At 47.2% G+C, this 25,624-nt stretch carries 23 protein-coding genes, 1 tRNA gene and 1 pseudogene; 8 read left to right on the top strand and 17 right to left on the bottom strand.

From position 1 onward, the window contains the following. Positions 1-7: 7 nt before the first annotated feature. Together ACBP46_RS09505 and ACBP46_RS09500 are read right to left on the bottom strand one after the other, a co-directional pair. Complete coding sequence (locus ACBP46_RS09505) at positions 8-1,036, bottom strand: DUF4928 family protein (protein WP_371016489.1); 1,029 nt, start codon at positions 1,034-1,036, stop codon at positions 8-10. Then, positions 1,029-2,168: a DNA cytosine methyltransferase gene (locus tag ACBP46_RS09500; RefSeq protein WP_371016488.1), complete on the bottom strand. Its 1,140-nt coding sequence runs from the start codon at positions 2,166-2,168 to the stop codon at positions 1,029-1,031. Before ACBP46_RS09500 ends, ACBP46_RS09505 begins: the two co-directional genes overlap by 8 nt. 1,144 nt (positions 2,169-3,312) lie before the next feature. Here ACBP46_RS09500 and ACBP46_RS09495 point away from each other — a divergent pair. Both ACBP46_RS09495 and ACBP46_RS09490 read left to right on the top strand, forming a co-directional pair. After that, a complete protein-coding gene (locus ACBP46_RS09495; protein ID WP_371016487.1) occupies positions 3,313-3,600 on the top strand; it encodes a CopG family ribbon-helix-helix protein in 288 nt (95 codons plus the stop codon). After that, positions 3,597-3,887: a type II toxin-antitoxin system RelE/ParE family toxin gene (locus ACBP46_RS09490; RefSeq protein ID WP_371016486.1), complete on the top strand. Its 291-nt coding sequence runs from the start codon at positions 3,597-3,599 to the stop codon at positions 3,885-3,887. Before ACBP46_RS09495 ends, ACBP46_RS09490 begins: the two co-directional genes overlap by 4 nt. Positions 3,888-3,900: 13 nt before the next feature. Here ACBP46_RS09490 and ACBP46_RS09485 read toward each other — a convergent pair whose 3' ends face one another. Further along, positions 3,901-4,047 carry a hypothetical protein gene (locus tag ACBP46_RS09485; RefSeq protein ID WP_371016485.1) on the bottom strand — a complete coding sequence of 49 codons (147 nt, stop codon included), beginning with the start codon at positions 4,045-4,047 and terminating at the stop codon, positions 3,901-3,903. A 1,017-nt stretch (positions 4,048-5,064) separates the two neighbouring features. On the opposite strand from ACBP46_RS09485, the gene ACBP46_RS09480 reads away from it, so the two are divergent. Further along, positions 5,065-5,451 (top strand): type II toxin-antitoxin system RelE/ParE family toxin, encoded by a 387-nt coding sequence (locus ACBP46_RS09480; RefSeq protein ID WP_371016484.1) that lies wholly within the window; start codon positions 5,065-5,067, stop codon positions 5,449-5,451. After that, positions 5,432-5,752, top strand: coding sequence for a helix-turn-helix domain-containing protein (locus ACBP46_RS09475; protein ID WP_371016483.1), 321 nt, complete (start codon positions 5,432-5,434; stop codon positions 5,750-5,752). Before ACBP46_RS09480 ends, ACBP46_RS09475 begins: the two co-directional genes overlap by 20 nt. 99 nt (positions 5,753-5,851) lie before the next feature. Here the strand turns inward: ACBP46_RS09475 and ACBP46_RS09470 are convergent. Together ACBP46_RS09470 and ACBP46_RS09465 are read right to left on the bottom strand one after the other, a co-directional pair. Then, positions 5,852-6,658 (bottom strand): annotated as a pseudogene (locus ACBP46_RS09470) (DUF3387 domain-containing protein); the annotation flags it as partial. 615 nt (positions 6,659-7,273) lie between these two features. After that, positions 7,274-7,350: transfer RNA gene (locus tag ACBP46_RS09465), tRNA-Ile, on the bottom strand. Positions 7,351-7,588: 238 nt separating this feature from the next. Here ACBP46_RS09465 and ACBP46_RS09460 point away from each other — a divergent pair. Further along, a complete protein-coding gene (locus ACBP46_RS09460; RefSeq protein WP_371016482.1) occupies positions 7,589-8,683 on the top strand; it encodes an acyltransferase family protein in 1,095 nt (364 codons plus the stop codon). A gap of 713 nt (positions 8,684-9,396) precedes the next feature. Continuing rightward, entirely contained in the window at positions 9,397-9,831 is a 435-nt protein-coding gene (locus ACBP46_RS09455) for a hypothetical protein (protein WP_371016481.1), read from the top strand. Between the two features lie 192 nt (positions 9,832-10,023). Here the strand turns inward: ACBP46_RS09455 and ACBP46_RS09450 are convergent, their stop codons facing one another. The 12 genes from ACBP46_RS09450 to ACBP46_RS09395 form a co-directional block, all read right to left on the bottom strand. Further along, positions 10,024-10,524, bottom strand: coding sequence for an MgtC/SapB family protein (locus ACBP46_RS09450; protein ID WP_371016575.1), 501 nt, complete (start codon positions 10,522-10,524; stop codon positions 10,024-10,026). Positions 10,525-10,852: 328 nt separating this feature from the next. After that, positions 10,853-11,062, bottom strand: coding sequence for a cold-shock protein (locus ACBP46_RS09445; RefSeq protein ID WP_167660347.1), 210 nt, complete (start codon positions 11,060-11,062; stop codon positions 10,853-10,855). Positions 11,063-11,198: 136 nt separating this feature from the next. After that, positions 11,199-11,498 carry a hypothetical protein gene (locus tag ACBP46_RS09440; RefSeq protein ID WP_371016480.1) on the bottom strand — a complete coding sequence of 100 codons (300 nt, stop codon included), beginning with the start codon at positions 11,496-11,498 and terminating at the stop codon, positions 11,199-11,201. Positions 11,499-11,562: 64 nt separating this feature from the next. After that, positions 11,563-12,324 (bottom strand): class I SAM-dependent methyltransferase, encoded by a 762-nt coding sequence (locus ACBP46_RS09435; protein ID WP_371016479.1) that lies wholly within the window; start codon positions 12,322-12,324, stop codon positions 11,563-11,565. A 111-nt stretch (positions 12,325-12,435) separates the two neighbouring features. Next, complete coding sequence (locus ACBP46_RS09430; protein WP_371016478.1) at positions 12,436-12,672, bottom strand: hypothetical protein; 237 nt, start codon at positions 12,670-12,672, stop codon at positions 12,436-12,438. A 278-nt stretch (positions 12,673-12,950) separates the two neighbouring features. After that, positions 12,951-14,147, bottom strand: coding sequence for an MFS transporter (locus tag ACBP46_RS09425; RefSeq protein ID WP_371016477.1), 1,197 nt, complete (start codon positions 14,145-14,147; stop codon positions 12,951-12,953). Between the two features lie 65 nt (positions 14,148-14,212). After that, the gene (locus tag ACBP46_RS09420) at positions 14,213-14,350 is read right to left on the bottom strand and encodes a hypothetical protein (protein ID WP_371016476.1); all 138 of its coding nucleotides are present in this window, start codon (positions 14,348-14,350) and stop codon (positions 14,213-14,215) included. A 240-nt stretch (positions 14,351-14,590) separates the two neighbouring features. Beyond that, positions 14,591-15,892 (bottom strand): TRAP transporter large permease, encoded by a 1,302-nt coding sequence (locus ACBP46_RS09415; protein ID WP_371016475.1) that lies wholly within the window; start codon positions 15,890-15,892, stop codon positions 14,591-14,593. Then, positions 15,892-16,443 (bottom strand): TRAP transporter small permease, encoded by a 552-nt coding sequence (locus ACBP46_RS09410; protein ID WP_371016474.1) that lies wholly within the window; start codon positions 16,441-16,443, stop codon positions 15,892-15,894. The genes ACBP46_RS09415 and ACBP46_RS09410 overlap by 1 nt, the downstream gene beginning before the upstream one ends. A 58-nt stretch (positions 16,444-16,501) precedes the next feature. After that, entirely contained in the window at positions 16,502-17,470 is a 969-nt protein-coding gene (locus ACBP46_RS09405) for a TRAP transporter substrate-binding protein (RefSeq protein WP_371016473.1), read from the bottom strand. A 95-nt stretch (positions 17,471-17,565) separates the two neighbouring features. Next, complete coding sequence (locus tag ACBP46_RS09400) at positions 17,566-21,225, bottom strand: hydantoinase B/oxoprolinase family protein (RefSeq protein WP_371016472.1); 3,660 nt, start codon at positions 21,223-21,225, stop codon at positions 17,566-17,568. A gap of 170 nt (positions 21,226-21,395) precedes the next feature. Beyond that, on the bottom strand, positions 21,396-22,331 hold the full coding sequence (locus tag ACBP46_RS09395) for a LysR family transcriptional regulator (RefSeq protein WP_371016471.1): 936 nt from the start codon (positions 22,329-22,331) through the stop codon (positions 21,396-21,398). 107 nt (positions 22,332-22,438) lie between these two features. Between ACBP46_RS09395 and ACBP46_RS09390 the strand changes: the two genes are divergently transcribed. Beyond that, the gene (locus ACBP46_RS09390; RefSeq protein ID WP_371016470.1) at positions 22,439-23,113 is read left to right on the top strand and encodes a response regulator transcription factor; all 675 of its coding nucleotides are present in this window, start codon (positions 22,439-22,441) and stop codon (positions 23,111-23,113) included. Beyond that, a complete protein-coding gene (locus tag ACBP46_RS09385) occupies positions 23,110-25,572 on the top strand; it encodes a sensor histidine kinase (protein ID WP_371016469.1) in 2,463 nt (820 codons plus the stop codon). The genes ACBP46_RS09390 and ACBP46_RS09385 overlap by 4 nt, the downstream gene beginning before the upstream one ends. Positions 25,573-25,624: the final 52 nt, after the last annotated feature.

Below are 25,624 nucleotides of genomic sequence, written 5' to 3'. Positions count from 1 at the left end.
TTTTTTATCATTTATCTGTATCTAAGCCACTGACAAAAACATCGCTCTTACTCATGATTTCTACTATCCACTTTGGCTCTTCAATCATGAGCGACTTATCTACTTCAATGCTGTCAATTCTGTGGTTATAGGCCCTGACCAAACGAGCGACGCCTTCGCGTATTTTCTCCCCATCATAAATGGCTATTTCTTCGATATTGTTGCCGATAAATATTTCAGCTGACTGAACTGATATGTGGTCAACCATACCTGCGTTGTCAGCCATTTGACGAGCCGCCATAACTTTATTTTCTAACGTGAGAATGACCGGTCGATAACCAGCATTTTTATTCTCAATACATCGAGTGACCAGTCTCTCCATCGGGGCTACTGTAACATGGAAGGCTGTTGTGCCAATTTGATAGTCTCCCTCTCTGTCAGTTTGCCAGTCTGCGGCATTTGTTTGATCTACACCAATGTCTACTTGGGGAAAACGAAGCTGCAGCTTCGCGCCGACCAAGTGTTGTAAAACAATGCCAGTTGGTTTGTCTGAGCGCTCTGCTACTGCGGATAATATATCGCTGATAATAGCAGGTACAGGTTTACTGGGGTCTATAGCAACAGATATACGTTGCTTATCAAAATAATCTGTGCGAACACAGTTTGTAAAAAAAGCTTCCAGCGAGTGTGATAATTTATTGCTATCTAGATGCTCGTCATCAGCGAGTCGAACCCTATTTAAAACGTCACGAAATGAGGCTGCTAAATGAACGGTTCCTCGCGACGTTCGCCCTCCCTCTCTGGTGAATGTGCGGAATTCACCATGTGTTGCTAATATTTTGGCGATAGATGCTCCACTGAGCCCTTTAACTTGACTTTTTTTACTGCTATAGAGACGTTCATCTCCGATAGGTAGACCGTCAGCAGCCATGTGGGAAACAACTAAGCCAGCGTTCATAACGTTTGTGTTAACCACGCCACTTGGGGAACGCTGGCTTTCATACCACTCTTTGGCTGCATTCAAAAACTTATTAATACTTTCGTTCTCGTCAGGCATTGGCCTTCTTCTTACTTAAATTGTGGCAATGTTCCAAGTGAGGGAGAATCATATTTTGTGCAACCCATTTAACAACGGGTACCGCTACTGCATCACCAAACCCATACTGTATTTTGGAATCTCTCAAGTTGTCTAGATGAAACCAGCCAGCACCCATTAAGCGTGCGTACTCTAAACCAGTCATCCATCGGGCTTTTAAGCTTCCATTACCCATGACTGCTACGGCCTGTTTGGACGAACCCCCTCGGGCTGTACGCAGACAGCCTGAAATATCCTCAGCTCGCATTTCCCAAACGGGTTTGCCATTACGTGTCCGCCTATAAGCGGTACGAGCAGTAATTTTAGTCTGTTTAACAAATCGGTCTAATCGCTCTCGTTGAACTGGTGCCATAGACTCAACAAATTTGACTATTCTTTCCTCATCCCACCATCTGGGATCATCATCGGACAAGAGCTCGATTTCTCGAGTTAAGCCAGCACTTAGCAAGTCAGGAGCCTTTGGAAGCGGCATAGTAAATGTATCGACTTCATGGTCTTTATGAAGCCACGCCAGCCAATCGGGGCGCAAACAAGAGTCTTGCTCACCACCATCTATAGGGTCCTGTGCTCCGATTAAAAAGAGCCGTGGCCTAGACTGAGGTATGAAGCGGCGTGCGTCAAGGGTAATGGCGTCAACCTTGTAGCCAAGCGCATTGAACTCCTTTGCTGCAGTTCGTAGATCCTCGCGGTCATGAGATGAAGCGAGGCCAATTACGTTTTCTAGAACAAGGACTTTCGGTTTTCGGGCTCCCATCTCGCTTATTAGACGGGTGAATCCAAAAAAAGCAGAGGATTCTCGCCCACCGCGTAAACCCGCTCTTTTTCCTGCCAGACTTAGATCCGTGCAAGGAGACGAAGACCAAGCGACATCAGCGGTGGGTAAGTCGTCCGCAATGAGAGTATGGATATCGGCAAGCACCAAAAGGTCTTCGCCCCACTGTCCATCGTACATGGTCTTTTTATGGACGTCGTAGTCGTTTGCCCATAACGTGTGGATACCGACAGACTCCATGCCTGCTCTTGCTAACCCGATGCCAGCAAAAAACTCTAACGCTGTCCAAGAATGTGGGCGACGGAGTTGTATGATGCTCATTGACACCACCTTAGTTTCATAATAGCTAGCATGTCGCAATCTTGCTCTTCGTTGGTCATGAATGTCAAAGATGGGAGTAAATAGGCGCTGCGTGCCGTGTAGGTAGAGATTTGGTAGAGGTTTCTTTGCCTACCATTGTAGCAGCTCCTTGCCACTTTCGTTAAACTCCGGCTCCTAAGAACTCGTTTGGATTTAATCATAAGTGTTTGATAAATAACAAAATTAATTGCGCGATAGACTTCACATACAGCATCCATCGGCCCAAGCAGGCTTCTTGTATCTTCGCCGTTATATTTTTGTGTTGGTAGATGAGGTTCGCGAGCTTTTTTGCTGCTTTGCTGTGATGGTGTCGGGCTTTCTCTAGATCTGTTTCACCACTCACACCTATCCTGCGCTAGTCTACGTCCACCCACTTTTTCGTTATGACGGCATTTTATTGATTACTAACGATACCTATTTTTCCAGATTCGGTACTTACAGGTTACGTGGAAAGTAACTAGCAATCTACATTTCCCAGAAAAGGATTTGAACCTTTATCCCTTGTTCGGAGTGACAAACTTGATCATGTACTGTTGAGCCTCAAGAAACACCAGTGGCTGACAAAGCCAAGGCGCAATATGGCTGATTCTGCCAATATAAGGTGCCTGGTAGATGCACTTCAGCGTGGTAGCGCTGTAACACTGCTTCTATTGTTAGTTGTTTGGAGCTTAGCTGTTAAATATAGATGCCACGCACCATTTCATATCCAGTGCAACGTGTTTAGTTTTGAACGTCACGTTTGGTGCGGAATGTTTTTGCCATTGTGGACCATCCTGATTTACGAATAATGATCTTTCAGGTGCCGGAAGGGGGATGAATGCTTGGGACTATAGAATACCACTGGGCAGGACTCGGGCACTGCCACTGTACCTAGCAAAATCAAGCGTGTAGTAGCGCAATCCAAATAAGTACAAAGTACTTATGCATCAGTAGGTTAGCGTATTTATGCGCAGATGACCAAAACTGATCTATGTACCACTACTGTACTGCTGGTGATAACAAATTTCGGCATAGCCCCCGTCTAGTAATGAAGAAAGTCTGATACAGACGAGTCTAATCGGGAGTGCTACACTATACTATACACGTAACACATAGAGGTGATGCCATGAGTGATACTACTTTTACTTTCCGTGTTGACGAAGGCTTGAAGGCTGAGTTTGCTAATGCCGCCAAAGCCCATGATCGTACCGGAGCTCAGCTTCTTCGCGACTTCATGCGCAGTTATGTAGCCCAGCAGGAGGAAACACAGCAATACGATGCTTGGCTAACGAAAAAGGTCGAGCAGTCCCGAGCCTCTGCCGAGGCTGGCAACCTGATTCCCGCTGCTGATGTCGAGGCTCGCTTTGCCGCCCGCCGCGCAGCGACCCGCGCTCGTATAGCTGCCTCTGAATGATGGAGCTGCTATGGACGCCTGAAGCTGTCAGAGACCGTGAAGGTATTTTCGATTACATCGAAGAAGACAACCCGCTTGCTGCCCTAGCACTAGATGAACTGATGGCAGAAAAAACAGCTGTACTCCAGGACTTCCCGAGAATGGGACGGTCTGGGAGAATCGCGGGCACCTTTGAGCTGGTCGTTCATAGCAGCTATATGATCGTGTATGAAATTGTAGAAAGGCAGGTGCGAATATTGAATGTTGTGCATACGGCGCAGCAGTGGCCGCCGCTACACAATAAGTGATCTTTCACGCAGGCTATTTTGCTTCGCCACCACATTCGTTTGCTTTTAGTAATGCGATTAAGCGCAAACCATTTATTTTTAATGTAATTGACGGATCTTCGACCGATGCGTTCCATGCCTCGGAGAGCTTCACTGCCACGGTATTGGCTTCCCACGGCATGGCATGTACACCACGGATCTTTGAAAATGGCGCAGCACGGAGTCGGTCAAGTAGATGGACGAAGCCCTTTCAAAAAAGCACTGGCAAGATAGTTTCAGCGTTACCAGTTACTTCGGTCAATTATGAACATTTCGCTTAAATATGGAAGATTAATAAGCTCATCTAAAGCTTGATCAACCGTTCTGAACCATATTTGTTTGCCTTTAACATCAATAACTCTTTTTACCACTCCTGTGTTTTGAACGCATAATGCGTAGCCTCTTACTCGACAATCTTTAAAAATAACGTGGATACTCCCAACTCTTTCTAAGCTGTCGCAATAGTTATCTAATTGGTGCTATTCGACTGTATCTTGCATTTCTTGCGTTTTATTCACTTTTTGCGTCAAAGACGCCTTTTTCCTAAGGCCGGAAGCCTGGGCGGTGTGTCTGCTCTTAATCTGATTAGTTAAGTCTTATTAGTTTTACTCTTATTGGTATACCCCCTTGTTTCCCATGCCGTACCTAACCATCATATGGTTTTTGGGGGAGATGGCGTCGTCGGGGTGTCTGTGATCTCGTGACCCACCGGATTCTTCCATTTTCGCCTTGGATGCGCCTTTGTAGAAAGTAGCCAGCTGATTGCATTCCCTTGCGTGCATGTACCCATTGCTGCTCACATTGAATCCTATTTCTGCGTTGACACTTGGCTGACAGGTTGCCCTAAAAACAAAAACGCCAACCTCTTGAGAGATTGGCGTAGGCGCTTGATACTACTTAAAAATTTCTGGTGGGCGCAGATGACCAAAACTGATCTATGTACCACTACTGTACCAATCGGAGCAGCTATCCAGTACAGTTAGGCGCGCTTAGCTGGTGGCTGCTTGAGTCTCCAAGGACTCCTTGGAGACAGGCTTGGGGAGCAGGCCCCGTGGATGTCAGCAGCAGCTCACTTTTGAGCGAGTTTGTCTGGGCTCTCACTGTCGACAAGGATCTGAATCCACTAGAAATGTATTGCACTTAGTGGTATAGTTAAGCGATGAGACGAGTCTTTAAAACACGCACTTTCACCCGCTCGATGAAAAAATCGGAACTAACCGACGCAGCCCTATGCGCCGCAGTCGAAGAGATGAGTCAGGGGCTCATTGATGCTGATTTGGGTGGCGATGTTGTGAAGAAACGAGTTGCATTGTCTGGCCAGGGCAAGCGTGGCGGAGCGAGAACCATCGTCGCTACAAAAATGGCGGGGCGCTGGTTCTTCCTCTATGGCTTCAGCAAAAACGAGCGATCCAACATCGACAAGGACGAGCTGAGGTTACTCCAGGAGGTGGCAAAGGAGCTGCTTGGTTTTGATGATCGGCAACTAGCTATTGCGCTGGCTGCCGGTGAAATTTTGGAGATATGTAATGGCGACGACAAAACGTAACAGCCGAATTTTGGACGAGATGCACGAGACGGCGCGTGGACTTCATAGCACCGGTCTGATCAGCAAGCGGCGCATGGGCGAGTTCGAAGCGCTATGTAATCTTGATGTGCACGAAATACATCCTCAGCAGATCAAGGCGCTGCGTGAACGGTCGAACGTCAGCCAAGCGGTTTTTGCTGCTGTGCTCAACACCAGTGTGTCGACCGTGCAGAAGTGGGAAGGCGGGGACAAAAAGCCGAGCGGGCCGTCACTCAAGCTGTTGAACCTGATTGAGCGCAAAGGGCTTGAGGCGGTGATCTGAAGTGCGTATCTGACGTTGTATTGTAGTCAATCGCCGCACACGCCAAAGCCGACATCAACTGTCAAGCGTTACTTGACAGTTGATGTTCTATGCGATGCATCAGGTAGACTGCCAAAGTCCAGTCAGAGCCTCGGCCTGCTGGAGCACCGTCTGCACTGCTGCATCCTGCAAATCCGGCGGATAGCCATACTTGCGCAGAATGCGCTTCACCAGAACCCGTAACCTGGCACGAGCTGACTGGCGGTGCGCCCAGTCCACGGTAACATTATCCCGAAGACTCATGAGCAATTCTTGGGCTATCACACGCAACTGCTCATCACCCATAACTTCCATGGCGGACTCATTTTCGGCAAGCGCATCGTAGAAAGCGATTTCCTCCTGGGTCATCCCGTTGGCTTCACCGCGTTCTCGGGCTGCTCGCAGATCCTTGGCCAGTTGTATTAGCTCTTGCAGCACCTCGGCTGTGGTGATGGCATTGGCGTGGTACCGCGCAATAGCGTCCTCTAGTCTTTCAGTAAAGGCACGACTTTCCACGACGTTAGTACGGGTGCGTGAGCGGATGTCATCGTTCAGCAGCTTGCGTAGTGCTTCCAAGCCGAGGTTCTTCTTCTCCATCTGCTGGACTTCGAGTAGAAACTCGTCAGAGAGGATGGAGATGTCAGGGGTTTGGATGCCAGCCGCAGCCAGGATGCCGACAATTTCCGTCGACACTACAGCTCGACTTACTATTTGCTGAATAGCCAACTCGCGGTCCTGACGCGTTCCACCGCTACCGCTTGCGGTCTTCGATAAAGCGGCCCGGATGGCCTGAAAGAATCCCACCTCTTCGCGGATCGTGCGTGCTTCATCTGAACTCGAAGCCAGAGCAAAGGCTTTGGACAAAGCCAAGACCCCGTCGGCAAAGCGGTGCCGGTCAAGTAGATGGACGAAGCCCTTTCAAAAAAGCACTGGCAAGATAGTTTCAGCGTTACCAGTTACTTCGGTCAATTATGAACATTTCGCTTAAATATGGAAGATTAATAAGCCCATCTAAAGCTTGATCAATCGTTCTGAACCATATTTGTTTACCTTTAACATCAATAACTCTTTTTACCACTCCTATGTTTTGAACGCATAATGCGTAGCCTCTTACTCGACAAACTTTAAAAATAACGTGGATACTCCCAACTCTTTCTAAGCTGTCGCAATAGCTATCTAATTGGTGCTATTCGACTGTATCTTGCATTTCTTGCGTTTTATTCACTTTTTGCGTCAAAGACGCCTTTTTCCTAAGGCCGGGGGGAGATGGCATCGTCGGGGTGGCTGTGACTTCGTGAGTCCATCGGATTCTTCCATTCTCGCCTCGGATGCGCCTTTGTAGAAAGTAGCCAGCTGATTGCATTTCCGTGCGTGCATGTACCCATTGCTGCTCACATTGAATCCTATTTCTGCGTTGACACTTGGCTGACAGGTTGCTCTAAAAACAAAAACGCCAACCTCTTGAGAGATTGGCGTAGGCGCTTGATACTACTTAAAAATTTCTGGTGGGCCCAGCTGGACTTGAACCAGCGACCAACGGATTATGAGTCCGCTGCTCTAACCAACTGAGCTATAGGCCCTTTGATGAACTACATCAAAGACGTGATTATGACATAGTTTATTCGGGTTTGGCTAGTCTCCTTTTCATCGAATGCGTTTGTTAGAGTTTTATTCGGCTTGTAATGAATCGCTAAAAAATAGAATACAAAAGGGGACTGAGGCAATGACTAGTAACCTATCGTGCTTTTTGGCTTACGTGCTTGTGCTACGGTAAAAGTCGTCTTAATACGCTTTTCAGTGCTACAGGTAGGAGGCTGCATGATCAAGAGTGTGCATTATCTGCGTGGGTTAGCTGCGTTATTAGTGGTATTTTTTCATTTTCGTTATTACTTAAATGATTATTATGCGCATTCACGTTTAGGCGATATGCTGTTTGCCAACGGGGCATTTGGTGTCGATTTATTCTTTATTATTAGTGGCTTTATTATTTGTTATGCCACACAACGCCCCGAGCCTAAGCCGTTAGTTTCTTATGCTTTAAAGCGTATTTTTCGGATTTACCCCCTCTTAATTGTTAGCCTTGTGGTGTTTTATTTGCTTTTTGGCGATAACAACACCTCAGTACTGCGTTCGTTATTACCTCTGCACGCCGACTACTCCCAATCAGGCCCCTTTTTTGGCTATAACATGCTTAGCCCTGTTTGGACATTGACCTATGAAATTTTCTTTTACGGATTATTTTTTATTGGCTTAATGCTGTCACAGCGCTATAGAAAAGTTTTGGTATTGGCTTTGATTATGGGAGTATTTGTGGTGTCGCAGCTTGCTCTGAATCAAGAATTAGAACTCTCCGCCTATACACAATTTGATTACACCTCGAATACGGTATTGCAACCCGTAGTGGCACTGGTGTCATCACCCATGTTGTTAGAGTTTGGTTATGGAATCATTTTATATATGGTGTTTCAATCGTTGCCAGAATGGTCAGAGCAAACCAAACGTAAACTACTACCGTGGGTCTTATTGCTGGCAGCTTTAGCTGCTGTAGCCCTGTATTTACCCAACTTCTATGGTCATGGCCCATTAAAATGGGGCTTAGCCGCCTTAGCATTATTATTTGCTGGCTTGCTCTATGAGCGCATTCAAGGCATTCCTACCCTACCCGTTTTACATTTCTTAGGCGACATTTCTTTTTCGCTGTACCTCACACACATCATTATGATTAAAGTGATTCGTAAGTACGGCTGGGACTTTGGGCTAGAGGGCGGCGCTGCATTTATATGGGCTGTAGTGGCCTCTTTAATAGTAGCCACTTTGCTGTTTTATGTGATAGAAAAAAATGCCATAGTAGTGTGCCGCAAGCTGCTGCAACGCGCTAATACTCCACGGGAAAGAGAGATGGCCTATGTTTGATTAAACAATGACCATGTTTGAGTGGAAAGCCTCTCGCTATTAATATCGAGGGCTTGTTGAGTTTCTGAGAAGTGTGTGGGGTGGGAACTTAAAATTCACTGCATCCTGCCTCGCGCTTGAGTTGTACTTATTTGCCTGATCCCCAACCTCACTAACTGATACTGGGCGCTGCATGATCACAGAGTGTTTTTGGTTATAGATCAAAGATGCTGTACTTGACATCCTCCAAGCCTTGAACGGCGAGACTTTCCACGCTACCAAGTAAGTTAATTAAGCATCAGTTCGTTTCTAAACTACTACCTCTTTATCCGATGGGTTAAGCGAATATAAATTCGATGCAAAGCAGAAGTGATCAACGGTCCAAAAAAATAAAGCGCTGATAGCCACGACCTCTAAAAAAACGCCTAATAGTTAGGATAAATATCTTACGCAAATTCCTACATCAAATTTAGAACTTTGTCGTCACTCATTATTCGAGCCAACTCAAGGTTGTCAGTATCGACATCAGAGGGTCATCAACTCTTAATCGAAGAAAAAACTCAATAATTTCGCTGTCCTCTGGCCTAATCCAGTAGTCCGGAAAAAATTTCTGAATCGATTAGCACTCATGAACAGTATGAGTTAGCTTATAATTTATAACAAAGATTGTTTAGATTAATTTAGGTTTAAATCAATTTAAAAAACAAGAAAAAGAAATGAATAAAAGGTGGAAAATGAAAAAAATCGTAACTAGTCTAATTGTAGCGGCAATGTTTTCAACAACGACAAGAGCAAATGAAGGAAATATTGTGCACATCGATAGTACGCCAATTTGCAATTTTGTCGTAACAAATCAATCCGTACCCAATGGTGGTGAAGTTAGGTTTCGTGCAGTACAAGATGGAAGTTCAATTGGATTCATCAGTATTGGCCAATATTCGGAGTCTATTAAAGCTATTCAAGGCGGCAAGGTAATTCCAGTTCAAAAAATCACTTCTAATGAAGTGTTCAATGTGCCTATTTCTGAAGGTGGAAAATACGCTATCTTTCTTACGAAAGATGGTCAGACTTGTGCAAAAGATGTCTCCATTACGAAGATGGATGGCTTTGATAGAATATCGCTTGCTGGTTATAGCGTTGACATAAAAGTTTACTTACCAGAGTTCTAACAGGTCGCATTATTCACAGCCATAAATGGATGCTGGGACGCCGCTAAGCGGCGTCCATGTGCGTAACGTTAAGGACCCTATGCAAAACATTGCACAACTTATTACGATCTTAGGACATCCTAACCTAAACTACCCGAACTCACATTATGTGGGGCCTGCCCTTATTACTAGGCCCCGGCCACCTTATACCCATTAGGATTTTTTTTCGCTGCTTGTCGCCTGTGATGTCTCTAGACGTCCTAGTACTGCCAGCACAAACAAAGCCACTACTGTACTAGCGACGGCAGTGGCTTCGCGTCCATAGCCAGCGGCAATCCCTACTGCCGCCGCCACCCATATACTGGCCGCTGTGGTCAGCCCAGCCACGATGTGCTCTTTTTCTTGTTTTAGGATGGCTCCTGCCCCAAGAAAACCAATGCCCGAGATAATGCCTTGCATGACGCGGCTGGCGTCAGCTGTGGTCATGTCGCCGGTAACAGGGACTAAAATGAAAATGGCAGCCCCTAGGGCAACGAGCATGTGGGTGCGTAGCCCAGCGTCTTTGCCGCGGCGCTCGCGTTCGTAGCCAATCGCTGCCCCTAATAGTGCGGCCACGCTTAGCCTAACCCCAATGACGGTGGCCTCTTTCATATCGGCAATATCAGAGAACTCATGAATTATGGTTTGCCATACATCTGCGAGTAGTGACATGATGCTATCCCTATTTTGGTTACGTTATAGGATCAGGATGAAATAATCGTTTTTCTATCTCATTCACTTTGCTGATTACTATACCTGGCAAGATGACAGTGGATATATCTGCATTAAAATTTAATTATTAGCAGTCGTAACACTGGATGCATTCTAAATACTATTTTTTGTCTTGGCTGATACAGGGGAAAATATCAGCAGAGCGCAGTTAAATACCAAGCTTTTATGTGTAGGGTTTAGGGCTAAGATCAGAACTTAAAACAAAAAAAACCGAACTCATCACAAGTTCGGTTTTTTGTTTAACGGCGTCTTTAAAAGACGCTAGGCTTAATTAAGCGACTTCAATTTGTGTGGCGCAAGGTCCTTTCTGACCACTGCCTACTACAAAAGAAACGCGTTGATTTTCGTCAAGTGACTTGTAACCAGCCCCTTGGATTTCTGAGTGGTGAGCGAAGAGGTCTTTGCCGCCGTCTTCAGGCATGATGAACCCAAAGCCTTTTTCATTATTAAACCACTTCACAATACCGAATGTCTTTTTCAATGTAGATCCTAAATATAAAAACGGGAAACATATCCCTTCACCTACATTGACAGGAACGAGGCAATAAAGCGAGCGCTGTTACAATTTAGTTGATAAACACGACAAACTTATAGAACGCCATCCTGTAATTATCAGCCTAACGTTTAAACCACGCGACGAGTCCAGCCACTAAAAATACCGCCACAGTAGGAACAAAAAAATCGAGCTGCGCATCCAGTGACCATCGCCACAAGTCTAAGGCCTCGTAACCCATTAGTTGGCTGGGATCCCCTATTTTGTATTCGCGTTGGGCATGCTCTCGACCTAAAAACAATGCCGTGACAAAAAAAGCACCATACCACACACCATCGGGTCGTTTTAAGGCGTTAAACCCCAACACGAACAGACCCTGAATCACCAGACCAATGATTAAGTGTTCTAGATGCGTGATGTTCATTGTGTAGGCAACACAGGGTGGTTTGCGGTAATAGTTTGGGTGGTTTTACTTTGATTTTTTGCTCTTAAAACCATTCGAGCTCTGGATTTTTTGCATCCGCCTCGAAGCTTAGTACCATGTACTGAGGCTGATCACTGTCATGGGTTTGCACACGCAGATCTAAACGCGCGCCATTAAGTGTGCATTCGACAAGTTGCGCTGGCTCGTCATCGACCCATACTTCGCCAGTGACGTCTTGATATTTTTGCTGAAGCTCTAGGTGATAAACGCAGCCATCTACCCCTTCCCACTGCCATGTACCTTCGACCTTTGCTGGGATAACCCATTTGTAAAGCGTGATACCGCCTAGGCTTTCTTCGACGTCCGCCCGCCAGTCACCCATGTCAAAGGCGTGAGACACAATGCGTGTGCCGGGGCGTAGCTCGTTAAGAAGCCGAGGCCGTAACATGACGTTTACGGAGTCCATCAAATACATGGTAATAACAGTAGCCGCACTAAAATCGGCTTTAAAGAGATCTTCCTCGAGGAAATCAACCAAATGCTCGACGCGCGCATGAGCGGCGTCCTCCATGGCCTCAGACACACGCAATGGATCAAGCTCGATCCCTATGGCACGTATGCCAAATTTTTGGGCTGCAGCAATAACAATACGACCGTCTCCGGCACCCAAGTCATACAAGGTGTCTGTTTTTTTTATGTCGGCCAACTTTAACATGGCTGCGATTAAGCCATCGTCGGTTGGCACAAAAGGCACATCTAGAAAAAATTTAGGCTCGATGGAATACCCATCTAGATCACCCATTTCGTCCATCAAATCACTAAACAAAAGCAGCTCCTAAACATGGTAAGCACGCTGTATCAACCTGATCTCAGCCTACTCTAAACCCATGAAAAACAAGGTATTTACCATACCATAAAACAACAACCCATTGCCTTCTCACCACCAACTGCCGCGACGTTTTAGCTTGCGAGCAGAAGCTTTATTGAGCTCTTTAGCGCGTTGTTCCGCATAGGCTTCTTCATCGTGCTCATAAGCCCCTTCGTACATACAGCTTTGTGGGTTGAGTTTGCATTGATAGCTTTGTGTTTGGGTGGTTGATTTAGGACTAGAAGTACAACCGCTTAAAAGAAAAAACAGTAGACCTAAGCCTGCCCACACCGTGGTTTGTCTCATGGATTCACCTTGAAAAATCTGGCATTAACTATGTAGTACATGGTGTTAACACTATAACAGGCCAGTTTTACTATGGACTAAAAAGTTGGCGCACACCATTACACGCCAAGCCCGTCTTATGCAGCAGCTAACCTATTTAATGCTAAACCATGTAGATACCTCCCCATACCCAACGGCTCAGGCGTAGTGCCACGTAAAAAGGCTAGGTAAACCTAGCCTTTTTAGTTTTTGCGTATCAAACCAATAAGCGATTTGGTATGTGTAACTACAGGGCGCTTCTACTTTCTACTCAGCAACCATACCAAAATTAGCCCTACTACTGCAAAGGAAACGGTTGCGGCCCATGCCCATTGCCAACCACCCAAACCGTTAACGGCCAAGGCCACAGCGGGTGGGCCAAAAAACTGACCTAATGATGAAAGCTGCTGGACCCAACCCACGGTAGACGAGGTGGTCTGTGGACTAGGTGCCACGTTTACAGCTAAATAAAAACACGTAGCAGGAATCAGCCCCCCTATAGCGGAGAAGGTTAAAATTGCCAAAAACTGCCACAGCAGCCCAATCTTTGCCCCAAACGCTAAAATGGCACACATCATCATGGTGACAAAACCAAAGAGCAATAACTGTTGGGGAGCAATTTTTTTCTGTAGTAATCGCCCTGCCCCTAAATTTCCTAAGATATTAGCCCCGGCTACCATCCCTGTTAAAAAGCCAGCGAGTGTTCCAGAAATATCCCCTGCAATATAAAACGTAGGCAAAAACCCAATCACTCCAGCCCATTGGGCGGCATATACACAAAAAACCAAGGCCACTATCCACACTTTTTTAGTGCGTAACGTAAGACTAACCATGTGCAATAATGCATGGTCACTGGTACGCGACGTGCTAGCTGCACGCGGATCCGCCGGAATAATCAACCCTGCTAGTACCGTCATAAGCAGGCTTAATCCGCCTAAGATCAACCATAAAAAACGCCATGAGCCCAATGTTAAAAACCAGGACCCTGCCCATAAGATAATGACTGCACCCATGGGCATGTAGCACCCCCACAGCCCCATGACCTGACTTAACTGCTGGGGTGCCACGAGGCGTTTTATGAGCGCAGGTACAGGTAGCACCACCATTAAAAACCCGCACCCCTCTAAGGCACGGCATAGCAGCACCACACTCTTATGATCGGTCAAGGTGCTAGCCATAGACCCTAGCACCAAGATACTCATCCCAATCACAATACAGCGCTTTAAGCCCATACGCTCGGCAAAGAGCCCAATAATTAACCCTAAGCTCATACCCCCTATTTGCACACTAGAAAGTAAGAAGCCAGACTCAACTAGACTAAGCTGCAATTCACTTTGCAAAGCAGGCAAAGCGGGTGCGAGTTTCCACACATGCAATGCCGCACTAATACCGACCATGACCAAAAACAAAGCCACCTGAAACGGAGAAAGCGCTGTTTTAACCTGAGATGAACCCATAAAAAAACACCTATTGATACTGCACTGTGTGCGTAAGAAAGAAAACAACAAAGAGCTTTAGTTGATTAAAAACCAGATGGCAAATGACCACATCCAGTACCAGCACCGCTTGCTAATAAAGCCTGAGCAAATGGCTCACTTAAACCACCTACCGCCCCTGTGAACAAAGTCACTTTTGCTGATAAGTTATATGTACTTTGCACGCTGCACTCCCCTTTTACCTGCGTCATTATTTATTTTTTACACTGTAACCTGAACCTGTTTACCACAAAGTGTTTGTACCTAGCGCGACAGCACCACAACTTTTGGGCTTATCGTCCATGGGTTATGGAGCACGCATAAAAAAGCCCGATTCTACCGTAGTTGAATCGGGCCTAAACGGCAGGATTTATTGATATCCCTCTCGCCCTAAATGACGAGACTTGCCGCACGTTTTGGTAAAGCTAGTTGTACATAAGTTTTGGTAGGGTCAAGATTATTTGCGGGAAAATAATGACCAGCACCACCCCTAGTACCAACATTAAGAAAAACGGAAACGACGCTTTAGATAAATAAACAATATCGCGTCCCGTCATGCCCTGTAATACAAATAGGTTCAGCCCCACCGGTGGGGTGATTTGAGCCATCTCGACTACCAACACCAAATACAAACCAAACCAAATAGGGTCTATACCCACCGCTTGAACCGCCGGTAACAAAATAGCTGTTGTTAAAACCACGATGGAAATACCATCTAAAAAGCTGCCTAAAACAATAAAAAACACTGTTAACACAGCTAATAGCGCATACGGACTCATGCCCATATCACTGATCCAACGCGCTAGGTTCATAGGGATATTAGAATAACCCATGGCTATAGTTAAAAATGCGGACCCAGCCAAAATAAAGGCGATCATAGATGAGGACAACAAGGCCGCCATTAGGCTTTCTTTGAAGTTTTTCCAGCTCAGATCACCAAACGCCCAGCTTAATAACAACGCCAGCACTACCCCTACCGCAGCTGAATCTGTAGGGCTAGCAATACCGGTGTAAATAGAACCCATTACACCAAGAATCAATAAGCTAACAGGCAGCAAGGTACGGGTTGCTTTGATTTTTTCTTTGAAGCTCATGGGCGGGTCTTTAGCAGGCACTTTGTCGGGATGCCGTGCCGACCAAATAGCCACATACGCCATAAACAAGCCAATCATCATTAAGCCCGGCAACACCCCAGCCACAAACAAGCGAGCAATGGAAATTTCGGCAGCCACGCCATACACAATTAAAATAATGGATGGGGGAATAAGTAAACCCAGCGTACCAGAGCCGGAAATGGTACCTAAAATAAGTTTTTCATCGTAACCACGGGCTTTAAGTTCGGGTACCGTCACTTTGGCGACGGTGGCACAAGTTGCGGCGGAAGAACCGCTGACGGCAGCAAAAATACCCGAAGCCAAAATGCCCACATGGCCTAGCCCCCCGGGCAAAGAACGCATCCACGGCGCTAATCCAGTAAACAAATCTTTGGACATACGGGAGCGAAATAAAATTTCTCCCATCCAGATAAATAACGGTAAAGCTGCCAACGACCACTCAGCGGAAGAGCTCCAGATGTTCGTGGCTAATACATTAATTAACGGGGCATTTGAAAACAACAAAATGCCGACTATCCCTGTCACAAACAAAGATACCGACACCCACATCCCTAAGGCCAAGCTGCCTATAAGGGTAAAAACCATAATTAGTGACAGGCCTACGTCAGACATTACATGACCTCCTCGACAGGATCTATAGCACGTAATGCTGCAGACTGTTTATAGCGCAGCATGTCTACCAAAGTATCTAGCGCTGAAATGAAAAAAATGATTGCACCCAACGCTAAAACGCTTTGAGGTATCCATAAAGGTAAACGCACTAGGCCTGTCGCTGTGTCACCCCACATCCACGACTGCCATGCTAAATCTACCAAACTATAACTAATCAACGCCCCCAACAAGGCCCCAACAAAGGCCACCACAGTTAGGGTATAACGACGAGCAGCAGGCTTGAGCGCGGTTTCAATTAAGGTGACGCGTATATGAGCGGCTTTTCTAAAACCCAGACCCAACGATAAAAACGTAGTAAAGCCCAGTGCATACCCAGAAAACTGGGCGTAAGATGGGATTAAAAACCCATAGCTCTTACCTATAAGATGAAGTGCTATAAAGTCGATGGTATTCAACATCACTTGCCCAAAAACTATAAGCATAATCATGAACAAAGATAATGCCGCCACAGCCCCACTTAGCTCATATAACCGATCGAGACTTTTGCGCATTGAAATTCCTTACACAACGCGGCGCAGCCGAACCGACTGCGCCCTTATTTTTTACTAATTATTGCTGGAAAGCGTTAAGAATGGTTTCGCCTTCTTTACCGGCTTCTTTACTCCATTCTGCAGCCATTTTCTGACCCACTTCGAGTAAAGCGGCACGCAGCTCATCGCTACCTGAGCTGACTTTAATGCCATTGTCTTCGAGTAGTTTAGTTTGCTTCACACGCTCTTCACGCGACATGTCCCAACCGCGCTTTTCTGCTTTAGCGGCAGCATCAAGCACAATTTGTTTGGTGTCATCGTCTAGGGCATCAAAACTGCGTTTATTCACTACCACTACGTTTTTAGGTAAAAATGCCGCCACATCATAGTAGTGGCTAAGGAAGTCCCACGCGCTGGAGTTAACACCAGTGGATGCAGAGGTGATCATAGCGTTGACTCGACCAGTGGAGAACGCTTGCGCTAAATCTGCGGCTTCAATTTGTGTGGGTACCGCACCCGATAACTGTGCCAAGCGTTCTGTTTGGGGGCTGTACGCACGCATGCGTAAACCTTTTAAGTCCTCGATGGTGTTAATTTCGCGGTCGGTGTACATCCCTTGGGGCGGCCAAGCAACGGAGTACAACAACTGCATGTTTTGACGCCCTAATAGGTCTTCAAGATAAGGTTTGGTGATTTGATAGAGCTTTTCAGAGTCATCATACGATACGGCTACAAAGGGTACCGAATCCACCGCAAAAATGGGGTGCTCATTGGCTAGGGCGGAAATAATAAACTCACCTGTCTCCACCTGACGCGAACGCACTGCATTTTTAAGCTCGCTAGGGCGAATTAATGAACCGTTGGCGTGTACAGTGATATCAATTTTGCCATTGGTGGCCTCTTTGATCTCGTTAACAAACTCTTGGATATTAACCGTATGAAAGTTAGTTTCTGGGTAGGCTGTGGCCATACGCCAGCTTTCCGCATGAGCTGCTGTCATGGAACAGGCAACCACAGCGGCTGCAGTCATGAATTGATGTAGTTTCATAATTCCTCCGTGAGGGACTTAATCTATGATTAAGTCTGTTATTTTTTAATTAGCACATGACAAACAAAAATAGAGCTTTGGGCACCAAGTAGAGATTAGTTGCTTTGACCAAATCCCCCTCCACCCGGGGTATGTATAACAAAGACATCCCCTGCTTTCATTTGCACTGAAGCGGTTGCACCCAGTGAATCAATAGAGCCATCGGTGCGCTCCACGTAATTAGAACCAACCTCTGCGGGTTGGCCTCCTGCAGCCCCAAAAGGAGCAATACGACGACGATTTGCTAAAATTGAAGCAACCATCGGTGTTAAAAATCGAATACGGCGTGTGCCGCCATTGCCACCCACCCCTTGGCCTAAGCCCCCACTGTCTGGGCGAATGGAAAACTCCTCAAGCACAACTGGGTAGCGCCACTCGAGAATTTCTGGGTCGGTTAATCGGGAATTGGTCATGTGGGTTTGCACCACATCGGTACCATCAAAAATTTCCCGTGTACCATCGGTATGCAGCACCATGCCTGCGCCTGAGCCCCCGGCAATGGTTTCATAATACTGGTACTGCTCATCGCCAAAGGTAAAGTTATTCATGGTGCCCTGAGACGCCGCCATAACCCCTAAAGCACCGTACAAAGCATCAGTAATACACTGAGAGGTTTCTACGTTACCGGCCACGGTAGCGGCGGGATACGATGGGTTTAACATGCAGCCCTCGGGAATGATGACCTCGATGGGTTTTAAGCAGCCTTGGTTCATGGGAATTTCATCATTAACCAAGGTACGGAACACATACAGTACAGCGGCTAAGCACACGGCTTTAGGTGCATTAAAGTTGCTATCAAGCTGGGCCGAGGTGCCGGTAAAGTCAACGGTAGCGCCGCGCTGTGCTTTGTTGACCCGAACCGCTACTTCGATGTGTGCCCCGTTGTCTAGCTCGTAACGGAAATGACCGTCTTGAAGCACATCAATTACACGACGTACCGATTCCTCGGCATTGTTTTGTACGTGTTGCATATATGCTTGCACCACATCTAGGCCAAAAGTTTGCACCATGCGGTGTAATTCCTGAGCGCCTTTTTCATTTGCTGCAATCTGAGCGCGTAAGTCGGCCAGATTTTGGCTGATATTACGTGCGGGGTACGGACCACTTTGCAATAATTCGCTAAGGGCTTCGGCACGCATTTCGCCCTTTTCCACCAATTTAAAGTTATCAATAAGTACCCCTTCGTCCATTACCGTCTTGCTATCGGGAGGCATGGAACCGGGTGTTAACCCACCCACATCAGCATGGTGCCCCCGCGATGCCACAAAGAATAGTATCTCTGTTTGGGCATCGTTAAAAATAGGGGTCACTACCGTAATATCGGGTAAATGCGTGCCACCGTTATAGGGGTCATTGAGCACGTAGGTATCGCCTGGGCGCATTTGGCCTGCATTTTTTTGAATAACGGCCTTAATACTTTCACCCATCGAGCCTAAATGCACTGGCATATGGGGCGCATTAGCAATTAAGTTACCTTGGGCATCAAAGAGCGCGCAGGAAAAGTCTAAGCGTTCTTTAATGTTGACCGAGAACGCCGTATTGGCTAGTGTTGCCCCCATTTGCTCGGCAATAGACATGAACAGATTATTAAAAATCTCTAGCATGACGGGATCTACGTCTGTACCAATAGCCACCTGTTTGGCTTTGGGCTTGACGCGACTTAAAAGCATTTCCCCTGCGCTTAGTACATCTAGCTGCCACTCGGGCTCAATAATGGTGGTACCGTTTTGATCAAATACAATCGCAGGCCCAAGCACGCGGCTACCGGCGATTAATGTATCACGATTGTAGACAGGAGTTTTTTGGGCCGCATCATGGCTAAACATGTCTACTGTAGCAATTGGCGTATCCACCACCACAGGCTCTAAATCCGCAGCAGAGCGTGCGAGCTCCTCGCCACTTTGCCCTATCACTTCCACTGATGCAGCTTCTACAATCAGTTTTTTATCGCGCATTAAAAAACTATAACGCTGTAAGTAGCCTTCATTAAACTGGGCTTGCATGGCCTCGATAGAAGCAAAATCCACCACCAAAGCAGAATCAGTACCGTCGTAACGCACCAGTAAACGGGGCAATACCTGTAACTGAGTGGGGTCTACGCCTTGCGCGACAACTTCGGCAGCCGCCTGCTCTGTGAGTTCGGCCAAGCGTTCTTCACACGCACGGAGGTTTTCTGCTTTCAGTTCCACTTCCATGCTGATTTCACGCATAGCGGTAATATCTGCCAACCCCATGCCGTATGCCGATAATACCCCTGCAAAAGGGTGAATTAACACACGACTCATACCTAAAGCGTCGGCGACCAAACACGCATGCTGGCCCCCTGCGCCGCCAAAGGAAACAAGGGTGTATTGGCTCACATCGTAGCCACGTTCAATGGAGATTTTCTTCACGGCGTTTGCCATATTGGCTACCGCAATTTGGATGAAACCTTCGGCAATTTGCTCTGGGCTGGATTCAACCCCTGTTTGCGCGGCGATTTCCGCAGCCATGGCCTTAAACTTGCGCTGTACTAACTCTACATCTAAGGGCTGATCGGCCTGTGGGCCAAAAATAGCAGGGAAAAATTGCGGTTGCAGCTTGCCTAGCATGACATTGCAATCGGTAACCGTTAATGGGCCACCGTTGCGATACGCCACTGGGCCTGGATAAGCGCCAGCCGAATGGGGACCTACACGCATGCGATGACCATCAAAATGCACTATAGATCCGCCCCCGGCGGCCACCGTATGAATATTCATCATAGGCGCACGCAAACGTACACCAGCCACTACCGTTTCAAAGACACGCTCAAAATGACCGCCATAATGCGATACATCGGTTGAGGTGCCCCCCATATCAAAACCAATGAGCTGATCTGACCCCACTGCGGCAGCAATACGTGCCATACCAACGATGCCCCCGGCAGGGCCTGATAAAATAGCGTCTTTTCCCTGAAAATGCTCGGCAGCGGTTAAGCCCCCATTGGATTGCATAAACATGAGACGCACTTGGTCTAGCTCGCTGGCGACGCGATTAACATAGCGGCGTAGTACTGGTGATAAGTAAGCATCCACAACGGTGGTATCGCCACGACCAATAAGCTTCATTAAGGCACTGACTTGGTGGGATACGGAAATCTGTTCAAAGCCTATTTCTTTAGCCCACTGCGCTACTTGTAACTCGTGTTCGTGATAGCGGTACGAATGCATCAGCACAATAGCTAAGGCTCTATAGCCAGCGTTATAAGCACTTTGTAACTGGTGTTTGACTTGATCGGGGTCTAGGGCTTTTTCCACCGTACCATCGGCTAAAACGCGCTCGTGTACCTCCTCGACTCGACCATATAGCAATTCGGGTTTAACTATATGACGATTAAATAATTGAGGACGGGCTTGGTAACCAATTTGCAGCGCATCTTTAAAACCTGCGGTAATCAGCAACACGGTGTCATCCCCTTTACGCTCTAACAGCGCATTGGTGGCGACCGTGGTACCCATTTTGACAGCAGCGATACGTTCGGTGGGAATGGGTTGATCTGCGGCAATGCCTAACAAATGGCGAATTCCGGCTAAGGCCGCATCGGCATACTGCTCGGGGTTATCAGATAACAGTTTGTGTGTGACTAAGCCCCCGTCTGGGCTTTTGGCGACAATGTCGGTAAAGGTACCGCCTCGGTCAACCCAAAACTGCCACTGTGGTGTTGTTGTGTGTGTGCTATCTGTAGAGCGCTGCATGATGAACCCTATAAAAACCTAAAACCGTACTCTAGTGTGCGCAGCTAACACACAGACATCAAGCAACTAATTACTGGTTTAATTGATAACAAAAATCTATCAATTGACAAGGCAAGCATTAACAGTGCCTGTACGGAGCGGGTCAACGCCATGCTGAGGATAAACCCCAATTAGCCTACAAACACGAGTCCATCACTGGCTGTAACAATATCAGAATGATTCTGGGCGTACTGGTCCATCACTTTCAAACTCAGGTCAATCACAGTAGAAATCGTGGCATAGACAGGCTCGGGACGCCAGCTAACAACGAGGTGCATGGCCTCAAGCACAGGTAACTGACGTACTGCTTTAAATTGAGAGCGACGCGCCTCGGAGAGCAATAACGTGGCCGGCATAAGCCCTATGCACTGTCCCGTGCGTAGCAACTGTAAAGCGGCTTCTATGGATGAGGCAAAGTGAATGCGGGAAGGCTCATTTAAGCCATGCTGCTCTAACAACTCTAATAATTGCAAATGAGGCTGTGAATACCGTGGAAAGGTCACTAGGCTCCAGTCTTGAATAACTTGAGCAAGTGTTGTGGGTAAGCTAACCGCATCGTGCGCCACTAACCAACGCATTTGGTATTTGCCCAAAGGGGCGTTGCGGATGTTTTTATCAATGACAGGGTGCGTTTGTAACGCCACATCAATCAAACCACTTTTAAGCAAACCATGAAGTCGCCGACTAGACTCTACGGTAATTTCCAGCTCAACGTTGGGGTGGTGCGCTTGTAACTGTGCTAAAAACTCGCCAAACCATGTGTACACAATGGTTTCCATCACACCCACGCGCACACGGCCCCGTAGCTCGGCGGGGGCAGATAAATCCAAACGCAACGCTTGCTCGGCTTTTAATAGCACTTCAGCATGATGCAACAAGGTTTTGCCGGCACCACTTAACCGCATTTGACGCCCTTGACGCACAAAGAGCTTGGTCTGCAAGTCTGTTTCTAATGCGCTCATACGCCCTGAAACAGCGGCTTGTGTTAAATGCAACTTGCTGGCGGTAGCCCTAAAACTGCCCAAGCGGGCTACCCAAACAAAGGTTTCTAAAAACCGTAAATTCACTGTGACTCCTTAAAAGTGGGCGTTTTTTCAGAGCGCTAACGAGGATTACCCCTAGTGCCCTCGTTGCGTTAGCCCCATAAAATCATAATCCACTACTAAAGGTAAGCATGCGTATATTATTAATTGAAGACCACCCAGAGCTAGGAGCTGTTATCCAGCGCCGCTTGCTGCGCGCTGGGCATGTGGTGGAATGGGTCACTACTGGCAGCGCGGCATTGCAATACATTGAGCATGGTTCATGGGATGTGCTATTGCTTGATATTATGCTGCCCGAGCACGACGGCTTTGCCATTCTCGAGTCACTACGCCAACAACATATTACTACGCCAGTGCTCGTTATGACGGCACGTACTGAGATCGAAGACAAAGTGAGTATGCTCGACTTGGGGGCCGACGATTACTTGGTCAAACCCTTTGACTTGCGGGAACTAGAGGCCCGCATTCGGGCACTACATCGGCGTCCATTAGGCCAAGCCTCTAACACCTATATGGTGGGCGCTTTGCAAGTAGACAGCAAAAGTCGTCGTCTTAGCTGGGACGAGCACAGTGTGGATTTTGGCATTCGCGAATTTTGTTTGCTAGAACTATTACTCAGCCGTCTGGATCACTCCGTATCCAAAGAGCGTTTAGTGATGCAGCTTTTTAACTTTGATGAAGAAGCCTCTTCTAACGCTGTCGAGCTTCACATCTCACGACTGCGCCGCAAACTGCAACCATTACAGCTGGAAATTCATACCATTCGTGGGGTTGGGTATAGCGCCAGCTTTAGTGCATCACTATGACACCACGTACCCACCTATCGATTAAAAAAAATATTTTAGGCGCAGCGCTGTTCTTATTGTTGCTGTGCGCTATGGCCTTCAGCTGGGTGACATATCAACAATCCACTCAGGCGGCTCAGCGTACTTATGACCAATTGCTTAGTGCGTCCGCATTGACCATTGCCAATGCCATTCAACAAGACGCTGGCGAGCTACAGGTCGAGCTACCTTTTGCTGCCATGGCGTTGTTGCCACAAACCGAGCGGTTATTTTTTGCAGTACGGCATCAAAATCAAGTGATTGCAGGTTATGAAGATTTAGCCTTTGCTCTGCCTTTGGTACAAAGCACCACGCCCACCTTTACCACCATGCCCTATAAAGATACCCAAGTACGGGTGGTGCGAGTGGGACGATTCACCACGGGCTCGGCGGCTAGCTCGGGGTGGACCACCATTTACGTGGCAGAAACCCTTTCCACTCGTGACGCCCTAAGCGCGCAACTGTTTTTGCAAGGTCTACACCCTTTGTTTTTATTAGTGGGTTTCACCTTTTTATTAATTTTATTTAGTATTCGTTATGTGTTAAGCCCTTTAGCACAAATAGAACGCGCTATTGAGGCCCGTTCTCCCACTAACCTTGAGCCCATCACCACCCCCGCCCCCATTGAAATCCATGGTTTGATCAGCACGTTAAACAATTTTATTCAACGTCTAAGCAAAGCACTAACCACCCAACAACACTTTGTGGCCGAGGCCGCCCATCAAATCCGCACTCCATTGGCTTTGTTACAAGCGCAAACTGAAGATGCTCTGGAGGAAAGCGATCCCATTCAACGCGACCTGAGCCTGCACGCTATTCATCGCCATAGCCAAGACCTAAGCCAACTGGTGCACCAGCTTTTAATGCATGCCACCATTACCCATCGTCAAGACACCACCGAGCATCAACGCATTCGGGTACCCGATTTAATTCGTGATTCATGTCAACGCTTGCTTGAAGAACAAAAGTCGCGCTTACGTATTCACATTACACCCCCTGCTCAGCGCTTACAACTTGCTGGAGATCAAATTGCGTTACGTGAAATGCTGCGCAATCTGATTGAAAACGCCCTGCTTTATAGCGCTGCAGCCGTAGAAATTTGGGTATACGTCAATTATGAAAAGCAGGTCATTATTGACATTCAAGATCGCGGCCCTGGTCTAACCCCTGAGGAAAAATTACGTGTTACTACCCGTTTTTTTCGTGGTGAGAGCAGTGCAAATACCATTGGGTCTGGCCTAGGCATGAGCATCGCTGCCCAAGTGATCGCACACCACCAAGGCACGTTGCATTTGCGCGATCGCCGCAGTGGCAGTGGGCTAACTGTGCGCGTGCAGCTGCCTGCAGCAGTTGCCTCTACCCCTGTGTCGGTCAAATTACGCACGGCCTTGCTTGGGTTTGCATTGGTATTTGGGTTGTTGCTACCTGCTCATGACAGTGCTGCAAAAACTCATCGTTACGCTCTTGACAGTGCCACTACGTCGTTACGTATTGCTGGCCCCACGGATACCGATATTTTTAGTTCACTGGCACAGGCTTTTATTGAGCTACACCCACACCTTGCCATTCATTACACTGAAATTGACACCCAAGAACTTTATCATCAAGTCAGCACTCAGCAATTGGTCGACATCGATTTAATCATCAGCTCTGCAACAGATTTACAAGTACGACTTGTTAACGATGGCTATGCCCAAGCGTATCATTCAGAGCACACCACCGCCTTACCCGAATGGGCCAAATGGCGTAATAAGATTTTTGGCTTTACGCTAGAGCCCATTGTGTTGGTGTATCACACACAACTGCCTGATCACTACAAAGCCAAAACACGCACTGAATTTTTACAGCATATCGAAGACCATCCTTTATTTTGGCGGGATCGTATTGGCACTTACGACATTGAGCACAGTGGGCTGGGCTATTTACTAGCCGTGTTTGATGAGCGTTTGTCTTCTAATTTTTGGGGCATGACCAATGCATTAGGACGAGTGGGGGCCAAGCTCTACACCAGCACAGCCGGTATTTTGGATGGAATTGAGTCCGGTGAGCTGTATGCAGGTTATAACGTGCTTGGTTCGTATGCTTTAGCCAGACAACAAGCCGGCGCAGCCATTGAGGTGGTGATCCCCGATGATTATGTGCTGGTTTTTTCACGCACGGCGTTTATTCATAAAAACAGCACTCAGCCCCAGTATGCAGGCTTGTTCATTGACTACCTGCTCTCTGATGCCGGTCAGCAGCATATAGCGCAACAAGCCCAACTGGGCTCGCTGATTAAAAACCGTGATAACAGCTGGCCCGAAAAACATTTGTACGAGTCGCTGATTGCACCCATTCAGCCGATTCGCATTGCCCCTAGCCTATTAGCAGGCTTAGACCGCACCCGCAAAAAACGATTTATACAAAACTGGATTCGCCTGATTACGGATACACCGCCTTGAGTCCGTTATGACAGGTTGATGACAGCAAGCCAATAGATAATAGGAAAGAGTA

Source organism: Paenalcaligenes hominis (assembly GCF_041359055.1).
Lineage (GTDB): Bacteria > Pseudomonadota > Gammaproteobacteria > Burkholderiales > Burkholderiaceae_B > Paenalcaligenes > Paenalcaligenes hominis_A.
The sequence above is the reverse complement of the archived record's forward strand: the minus strand, read 5'-3'. Positions and strand labels throughout refer to the sequence as shown.

Excerpts from the sequence above, each read along its gene's own strand:
- ACBP46_RS09485 (WP_371016485.1), bottom strand. The coding sequence starts at position 4,047 with ATGCCGTGGGAAGCCAATACCGTGGCAGTGAAGCTCTCCGAGGCATGG.
- ACBP46_RS09500 (WP_371016488.1), bottom strand. The coding sequence starts at position 2,168 with ATGAGCATCATACAACTCCGTCGCCCACATTCTTGGACAGCGTTAGAG.
- ACBP46_RS09490 (WP_371016486.1), top strand. The coding sequence starts at position 3,597 with ATGATGGAGCTGCTATGGACGCCTGAAGCTGTCAGAGACCGTGAAGGT.
- ACBP46_RS09415 (WP_371016475.1), bottom strand. The coding sequence starts at position 15,892 with ATGTCTGACGTAGGCCTGTCACTAATTATGGTTTTTACCCTTATAGGC.
- ACBP46_RS09425 (WP_371016477.1), bottom strand. The coding sequence starts at position 14,147 with ATGGGTTCATCTCAGGTTAAAACAGCGCTTTCTCCGTTTCAGGTGGCT.
- ACBP46_RS09505 (WP_371016489.1), bottom strand. The coding sequence starts at position 1,036 with ATGCCTGACGAGAACGAAAGTATTAATAAGTTTTTGAATGCAGCCAAA.
- ACBP46_RS09440 (WP_371016480.1), bottom strand. The coding sequence starts at position 11,498 with ATGAACATCACGCATCTAGAACACTTAATCATTGGTCTGGTGATTCAG.
- ACBP46_RS09455 (WP_371016481.1), top strand. The coding sequence starts at position 9,397 with ATGAAAAAAATCGTAACTAGTCTAATTGTAGCGGCAATGTTTTCAACA.
- ACBP46_RS09475 (WP_371016483.1), top strand. The coding sequence starts at position 5,432 with ATGGCGACGACAAAACGTAACAGCCGAATTTTGGACGAGATGCACGAG.
- ACBP46_RS09430 (WP_371016478.1), bottom strand. The coding sequence starts at position 12,672 with ATGAGACAAACCACGGTGTGGGCAGGCTTAGGTCTACTGTTTTTTCTT.
- ACBP46_RS09495 (WP_371016487.1), top strand. The coding sequence starts at position 3,313 with ATGAGTGATACTACTTTTACTTTCCGTGTTGACGAAGGCTTGAAGGCT.
- ACBP46_RS09460 (WP_371016482.1), top strand. The coding sequence starts at position 7,589 with ATGATCAAGAGTGTGCATTATCTGCGTGGGTTAGCTGCGTTATTAGTG.
- ACBP46_RS09400 (WP_371016472.1), bottom strand. The coding sequence starts at position 21,225 with ATGCAGCGCTCTACAGATAGCACACACACAACAACACCACAGTGGCAG.
- ACBP46_RS09480 (WP_371016484.1), top strand. The coding sequence starts at position 5,065 with ATGAGACGAGTCTTTAAAACACGCACTTTCACCCGCTCGATGAAAAAA.
- ACBP46_RS09390 (WP_371016470.1), top strand. The coding sequence starts at position 22,439 with ATGCGTATATTATTAATTGAAGACCACCCAGAGCTAGGAGCTGTTATC.
- ACBP46_RS09385 (WP_371016469.1), top strand. The coding sequence starts at position 23,110 with ATGACACCACGTACCCACCTATCGATTAAAAAAAATATTTTAGGCGCA.
- ACBP46_RS09410 (WP_371016474.1), bottom strand. The coding sequence starts at position 16,443 with ATGCGCAAAAGTCTCGATCGGTTATATGAGCTAAGTGGGGCTGTGGCG.
- ACBP46_RS09405 (WP_371016473.1), bottom strand. The coding sequence starts at position 17,470 with ATGAAACTACATCAATTCATGACTGCAGCCGCTGTGGTTGCCTGTTCC.